Origin of the sequence: Bacteroides gallinarum DSM 18171 = JCM 13658, from assembly GCF_000374365.1 — a bacterium.
Classification (GTDB): Bacteria; Bacteroidota; Bacteroidia; order Bacteroidales; family Bacteroidaceae; genus Bacteroides; species Bacteroides gallinarum.
In genome coordinates this window covers 1-7422 of the sequence record NZ_KB894202.1, presented here as the reverse complement: position 1 = coordinate 7422, position 7422 = coordinate 1, and the positions used below count along the sequence as shown (strand labels likewise).

The following is a 7422-nucleotide window of genomic DNA, read 5'->3' as shown; positions in this document are numbered from 1 at the left end:
ACAGGAATAGGACTATAAAAATGGCATATGAAGTGAGTATGCTCTATCATCTTCATATGCCATCTTGATTTTTAGGGACATTTACTGAATATCCCTTTGTTATATCAGCTTTATCCGCTCTATCTCCTGCTCGAAGTTAGGGGTGAATACCCCTTTTCCCATATGCTCCCTGATTTCGGCTATGCTCCAGAAACGTCCGCCGTCCAGTTCGTCGCTGGGATGTATCTCGCCGTCGTACACGGTTTTGTGTACAAAGACAAGCTCTTTCTCGCGGGCGGACTCGAATACGTAGTTGGTTATAGCTTCCGGTACGAAATCGGTTATCCCCAATTCTTCGCGCACCTCCCGTTTCAGGGCTATCTCCACGCTTTCGCCTAAATCGACATGCCCGCCTACCGACGTATCCCATTTACCGGGTTGTATGTCCTTCCAGCCGGGGCGTTTTTGCAGGTATAACTCTCCTTTGGAGTTGAATACATGCAGGTGAACCACGGGGTGTAGAAGTTTGCTTCCATTATGGCATTCGCCTCGGGTGGCAGCACCCGTAATGTTGCCTTGCTCATTGACAAGGGGAAACATTTCCTGATTGTTGTCACTGTTCATTTTGTTCGGGGTCTTTTCTAAATCCTTTTACCGTGATACGGTCTTGGTTGGAACGGTTCAATTGTAATTTTAAAGATATTTCGGCAATGGCATTAAATAGGGTTTCGTGGTCGCGTTCATTGCTTTCCAAGTCCTCGGCTATTTCGGAGAGCTGCCGTTTTATCCTTTCCAGCTCTTGCCTGGTGGCTGCTTCGTTGCCTGCCTGCGAAAGGATGAATTGCCGCATTTTGGTGAAAGTACGCATGATATTGATGTTCACCTGAATGGCAAGCGGGCTTCGCAGTACGGATGAAAGCATGGCGACGCCGCTTTCGGTAAAAGCGAACAAGGTAGTGGCGCCGATATTGTAGCCGGGGGGTATCACATTTTGTGACCTCCCCGTGGAAATCAGGCGGTTAGCTTCTTCCGGGAGGAGCCGAAACATGAAATCTTCGGGAAATCTCTCGATGTTTCGTCTTACAGCCTGCTTAAGAGTTCTGTTCTCTATCCCGTAAAGTTCCGCCAAATCGAAGTCCAGCATCACTTTAGTACCGCGTATCTCGTATATCTTATTTTCGATGACGACTAATTCATTATCCATAGTATCTGTTTTATCGGTGGAGGCATCGTGCCATATGATTAATAGATTAAATCAAGGTATTGATAAAGTAACATTAAATATTGATAAAGCGACATTAAGGTATTGATAAAATGACCTCAAAACATTGATAAAGTAACATCACCTTTGTAATGCACCAATCGTCCGAGTGAGATAAAGTAACCTCAAAGCATTGATAAAACCATGTCAAGGTATCAATAAAGAAGAATCGCCATAACTCAAGAACCGGAAATCATGGGCGAGCGCATAGTCGTAAACCTTCCGCCAATCCCCATGCAGGAACGCCGATACAAGCAACAGCAACGTGCTTTGCGGCTGGTGGAAATTGGTAACCATAGCCTTCACGATTTTATACTCGTATCCCGGTGCGATGATAATCTGCGTACTGGTGTGCAACGTCTCCATACCATGCCTTCCGAGGTACTCCGTAATAGCCTGCAGAGCATCCGCAGCCGGCGTGGCAGCCTCTTCGGGAGTCATTTCGTACGGTTGCCATTGCCTTACGTGCAACTCCTCCTCTGTGGCATCGGGATTATTCAGCAGAGTGACGCCTATGTGGTAAAGGCTCTCCAGCGTGCGGACGGATGTCGTTCCCACCGCAACAGCCTTTCCGCCGTGGGCTATCAACCTCTCCAGCGTGCTGCGGTTAACGGAGATATATTCCGTGTGCATCTCGTGCCCCTCTATCTCCTCACTTTTGACGGGCTTGAAAGTACCGGCTCCTACGTGCAACGTCAGTTCTTCCAGCTCTACTCCCTTCTCGCGCAGGGCATCCAGCACACGCGGAGTAAAATGCAGTCCGGCGGTGGGAGCCGCCACCGAGCCTTTTACCTTCGAATAAACGGTCTGGTAAGTCTCCTTGTCGCTCTCCTGCGTCCGTCTGTTCAGGTAAGGCGGAATGGGCAACTCCCCGAACACCTCGAGAATATCGGCAAATGTCACCTCCGGGTTATCCCAGCGGAAGTCTACCTGGTGGCTGGTTCCGTGACAGGCACCCCGTTCGGCGGTCAGCGTGAGCGGCTTGCCCTTTACGAGCATTTCCCGCTTCAACACCCCCTCCTTCCATTTTTTCAGGTTCCCTATCATGCAGAGCCATGCGGCATGCTCCGTTTGCTGGAAATTGAGGGCATAGTCGTTGGGCAAGGCAGGTTCCAGGCAGAACACCTCGATGAGCGCTCCCGTCTCTTTGCGGAAGTGCAGGCGTGCCTGGATAACCTTGGTATTGTTGAAAATCATCAGGCTGTCTGCCGGCAAGTAATCGGGCAAGGATGTAAATACATCCTCGGACACCTCGCCGTGGCGATACAGCAATAACTTGGAACGGTCGCGTACGGGCAGCGGAAACTTGGCAATCCGCTCGTCGGGCAGCGGATAGCTGAATTCGCTGATTTTGATATGCTTGGGGCTTTCTTTCATTCTTTTGCTTTCTTAACGGAGTGCAAAGGTACGGATATTTAGGAAGATTTGGGTTATAAGGAAGCAATTAATGATTGTTTTACCGGAACGGCAGGCAAACTATGCCGCCTGCCATGTATAACTAAGAATCGAAGTTTAATTCTTACGAATAAAACTTTAGTTTATAAGAATAAAACTTTAATTCTTATAAATGAAACTTTTGCGCCAAGATTGCATGGCAAGCGCACGAACTTCTGTGTGCACAGGAGGCGGGTTTGCACAGCACATCCGCAATGATATTTCCCGATTGCCATTTTGCCTTCCCCATTATTGCGTATAATCATCAAATAATTTCTAACTTTGCGAAAGTAATGATGCCGAAAACGGCATTGCAAGTAATGACTATAAAAAACAGAAACGGAAGATTATGAAGATTGGAGATAAAGTACGCTTCCTGAGCGAAGTAGGCGGCGGTGTCGTGACGGGATTTCAAGGAAAAGACATAGTGCTGGTAGAAGATGCCGACGGTTTCGATATTCCGATGCCCGTACGCGAATGCGTGGTGATTGAGACGGACGATTACAATATCCCTACTATGGCCTCGAAAGCCGCCAAGAAAAAATCCGAAGAACAGCCGGCAATCCGCACGGCTCCGGCAACCCCCGCTCCCCGGGCGGAGCACCCGGTTAAACCCCAGGTATCCGTCTACCGCCAGCCCGAGATGAAAGGCGGCGACATACTGAACGTCTGCCTCGCTTTCGTTCCGGAGGACATCAAGGCGGTGAGCACCACCCCGTTCGAGGCCTATCTGGTGAATGACAGCAACTACTATATGTATTACACCTACCTGAGCGCCGAGGGCAAGTCCTGGACTGCCCGTTCGCACGGACTGATAGAGCCGAATACCAAGCTGCTGCTGGAGGAGTTCGAGAAATCGGAACTGAACGACAGGGAGCGCGTAGCCGTCCAGTTGGTTGCCTTTAAGGATAACCGCCCGTTTGCAATGAAACCGGTTGCCAATGTGGAAATCCGCGTCGATACGGTGAAATTCTATAAGCTGCACACCTTTCAGCAAACCGACTTTTTCGAAACGCCTGCCTTGGTGTACGATGTGATAAAGAACGACGTTCCCGTCCGGCAAGTCTACGTTTCGGCCGAAGATTTGCAGGACGCCCTGATACGGAAGAAAGCGGCGGACAGCCCGTCCGCACCCCGTACAATCGTCAAACGGGGCGGTAAGAATGAAATAGCCGAGGTAGATTTACACATCGGCGAACTGCTGGACGACACCCGCGGCATGAGCAATAGCGAGATTCTGGATTACCAGTTGGATAAGTTCCGCGAGGTAATGGAGCAGTACAAGAATAAGCGCGAGCAGCGCATCGTCTTTATCCACGGCAAGGGCGACGGAGTGCTACGCAAAGCGCTGCTGGACGAGCTGAAACGAAAATACCCGGCTTGCAAGGCGCAGGACGCCTCTTTCCAGGAATACGGTTTCGGGGCTACCATGGTTACCATAAAGTAAAGATGTGCGGCGTATGCGGGGAAGTCTGAAAAGTAAAATCCGCTTCGTTTTGTGGCTGGGCATAGGACTGGCAGTGCTGAATGCCTGCATGCGGAAGGAAGGCAGCGGCAAAGTCTCCGAGATGCAGGCGTTCGAGGCGTTCTTCGATACTCATGTCGATTCCATTGTAACCGCCCCGCGCTGGACGCGGACGCAGGCGTTGCAAAGGATGAAGACGGCGAAAGACAGCCTGGTACGCTACAATTACCTGTCCGTTGCCCTGAAAACCTGCCTGGCCACTTCCGATATCGACTCGGCGCGGCTCCTTATCCGGCAGTTGGAGGACTTTACCGGCAGGCAGCCTTTCTCGCCGCAACTGGCCGATTTGCAGTCCGAATGCCTGAATATGAAAGGCAATGTCTACTCGCGGCGGGGGTATGTGGACTCTGCCGAGGTATGCTTCCGGCATGCCTATGAGGTACGGCTGCGAGGTACGAAGGTGGAGGATATCCCCGATATTCTGATGAACCTTGCCGATGCCAACAACCATTTGGGCAGGCTGGACAAGGGGGCTTTCTGGTACAGGCGTGCCTTGCTGATTTGCGATTCGCTGAATGTGCCTTCCGACAAGAAATTCCCCATTTACTACGGATTGGCGCAGGGGTACATGACGCTGCGCGATTACGAGCAGTGCGACTATTACTACAACCTCGCCGCAAAGAGCTATCAAGACATGCTGCCCGACGAAAAGCATTTCTACCTGAACAACCGGGGAAATTCGTATTATTACCGGGGCGATTATGCTACGGCAATCGGCTATTTCAGGAAGATTGCCGACCTTGTGAAAGATTATCCCGATATGCGCTGGGGGCTCAATCTGAGCTATCTGAACTTGAGCGACTGCTTCCTGCAACAGAGCGAACCGGACTCGGCAGCCAAGTACCTGGAATTGTGCCGCCCTTTCTTTGAGGAAATGGGCTCCACCACCGCACTGTATTATATCGATACGCAGCGGATAGAGCTGGCTTTGCAACGCAAGAACCTTGCCGCCGCCCGGCAGTTGCTCATCGCGAGCAAGGCGTCGCCGGAGATAGACCCGGATATGATACATATCCGTAATAAATACTTGCAACAGTTCCATGAGGAGACGGGCGACTACAAGCAGGCATACTATTACCTGAAGGAGAACAACCGCCTGGACGACTCTATCCGCAACGAGCGCATAAGGATGCGTACTGCGGACTTGACCTTGCGCTACCAGCAGGATTCTACGCTAATGGCGCATAAAGTGCTGTTCCAGAAACAGGAAAATGAGGTGTTGGTGCTCAGACAGAGCCGCCTTGTAACCTTTGCCATTGCTGCGGTGGCCTTACTGATAGCTGTCTTTCTTTATCTGTATAACCGGAAGAAGCGCGATTTGCTGCTTGCCGAGAACCGCCGCACCGTCTCTACGCTCCGGTTGGAGAATATCCGCAACCGCTTGTCTCCCCATTTCATTTTCAACGTGCTGAACCAGGAGGTGGTAAGCCGCGAGGAGGGTGAAAAGCACGAACTGGCATCGCTGGTGAAGCTGATGCGGCGCAACCTGGAGCTGGCGGAGCAGTTGTGCATTACCCTGGCGGAGGAGCTGGATTTCGTAGGGACGTATATCGACCTGGAGCGCCGCTCGCTCGGCGACGCTTTTCATCCGGACATCCGGATTGCGGAAGATGTGTATCCCGACCGGGTGTGGCTGCCCTCCATGCTGATTCAGATTCCGGTGGAGAATGCCGTGAAGCATGCCTTGCGCGACAAGGAGGGCGAGCGCAACTTGTGGATTACCGTAGACCGGCGGAAAGGGGGCATCTGCATCAGGATAACGGACAACGGCGGCGGATACCGCCCGGGCAGCCGGCACAGGGGAACGGGCACGGGGATGAAGGTCATTATGCAGACTATCCAGATTTTGAATATGAAAAATAAGGAGGCGATTGACGGCGCCATACACAACGTAACGCTGCCCGGAGGCGAGATAGGATGCGAGGTAACTTTCCTGCTGCCCGACAAGTATGATTATAGAATCTAAGAATGACCGGTTAGTCGTTTATTTTAAGCCGATAGGACGGATTATGAATGAATAGTCTATAATTCTTCGTTTGCAGTTTTGTATAAAAACAAGAAAGTTTTTATATTCGCCCGGACAAAACATGAAATATGGACAAATACAAGGTCGTTATAGTAGATGATGACGAGGTGTCGCTGGAAAATCTGAGCTTCGAATTGCAGAAAGACACCCGTTTCTCTTTGCAAGGCACTGCACGCAACGGCAAGAAGGGGAGGAAACTGATTGCGAAGGTACAGCCCGACTTGCTGTTCCTGGATGTGGAGATGCCGGACATGACCGGGTTGGAGCTGTTGCAGGAGATACGCGACTGCGTAGCGTGGAATATGCGGGTTGTATTTTATACGGCGTATGATAAGTATATGATACAGGCTATCCGGGAGGCTGCGTTCGACTATCTGTTGAAGCCTTTCGAGGAACAGGACTTGAAGGATATCCTGTCGCGTTTCGTAAAATCGGCCGAAACGGGGCAGCGCGTGCTGTTGCCGGCAGGCAGCCCTGCGCATACGGGGCAGACTTTCATCGTATTTACTCCTACCAACGATATGCGTGCCCTGCGTCCGGGCGAGATAGGTTTTTTCCGTTATTGCTCCGACCGCAAGCAGTGGGAGGTAATCTTGAACAACCAGCCGCCGCTGGCTTTGCGCCGGGGCATGACTGCCGAGCAGATTACGCTGTACTCGCCGTGCTTCGTGCAGATTCACCAGTCGTATATTATCAATATCGATTACCTGATGCTGATAAGGGATAATAAGTGTGTCTTGTATCCGCCCTTCGACAAGGTGACCGAGCTGCTCGTTTCGAAAAAATATAAGAAAGAACTGCAAAATCGTTTCTGCTTGTGAAAGTAGACCAATAACTGGTTTGGGAAGTTAATGTCGTATTACTCTAACGGTATTGACTGACAGGAAAAGGGTGTCGGAACGTTGTTCCGGCACCCTTTTATCTGTTGTTGGGATATTCAGTAAATGTCCCTAAAAATCAAGATGGCATATGAAGATGATAGAGCATACTCACTTCATATGCCATTTTTATAGTCCTATTCCTGTAATTTCTCACACAATCTTACCCTACAAGACATGACGCTCGGGAAGAAGTCTGAAGACATCTTCTGCCTCTGCCTGTAAAATCATATCATGCCGCTTTCACCGTCCTGTTCCTGATCTTGTCTATCATCAGTACGGCATTTGCCGTATGTATTCCAAAGAAAATCCACAGGAT

At 50.6% G+C, this 7422-nt stretch carries 6 protein-coding genes; 3 read left to right on the top strand and 3 right to left on the bottom strand.

Annotated elements, in window-relative coordinates:
* Nucleotides 1-99: 99 nt before the first annotated feature.
* The 3 genes from C233_RS0121835 to C233_RS0121825 all read right to left on the bottom strand — a co-directional run bounded on the left by C233_RS0121835 (nucleotide 100) and on the right by C233_RS0121825 (nucleotide 2617).
* A complete protein-coding gene (locus tag C233_RS0121835; protein ID WP_018669588.1) occupies nucleotides 100-603 on the bottom strand; it encodes an NUDIX hydrolase in 504 nt (167 codons plus the stop codon).
* Nucleotides 593-1183, bottom strand: a complete 591-nt coding sequence (locus C233_RS0121830; RefSeq protein ID WP_018669587.1) for an ORF6N domain-containing protein — start codon at nucleotides 1181-1183, stop codon at nucleotides 593-595. The genes C233_RS0121835 and C233_RS0121830 overlap by 11 nt, the downstream gene beginning before the upstream one ends.
* Before the next feature lie 204 nt (nucleotides 1184-1387).
* The gene (locus C233_RS0121825) at nucleotides 1388-2617 is read right to left on the bottom strand and encodes an S-adenosylmethionine:tRNA ribosyltransferase-isomerase (protein ID WP_018669586.1); all 1230 of its coding nucleotides are present in this window, start codon (nucleotides 2615-2617) and stop codon (nucleotides 1388-1390) included.
* A gap of 406 nt (nucleotides 2618-3023) precedes the next feature.
* On the opposite strand from C233_RS0121825, the gene C233_RS0121820 reads away from it, so the two are divergent.
* From C233_RS0121820 to C233_RS0121810, 3 genes are all read left to right on the top strand, one after another.
* Nucleotides 3024-4121, top strand: a complete 1098-nt coding sequence (locus tag C233_RS0121820; RefSeq protein ID WP_018669585.1) for a DUF2027 domain-containing protein — start codon at nucleotides 3024-3026, stop codon at nucleotides 4119-4121.
* Nucleotides 4122-4134: 13 nt separating this feature from the next.
* Nucleotides 4135-6165: a tetratricopeptide repeat-containing sensor histidine kinase gene (locus tag C233_RS0121815; RefSeq protein ID WP_018669584.1), complete on the top strand. Its 2031-nt coding sequence runs from the start codon at nucleotides 4135-4137 to the stop codon at nucleotides 6163-6165.
* 128 nt (nucleotides 6166-6293) lie between these two features.
* The gene (locus tag C233_RS0121810; RefSeq protein ID WP_018669583.1) at nucleotides 6294-7046 is read left to right on the top strand and encodes a LytR/AlgR family response regulator transcription factor; all 753 of its coding nucleotides are present in this window, start codon (nucleotides 6294-6296) and stop codon (nucleotides 7044-7046) included.
* Nucleotides 7047-7422 lie beyond the last annotated feature (376 nt).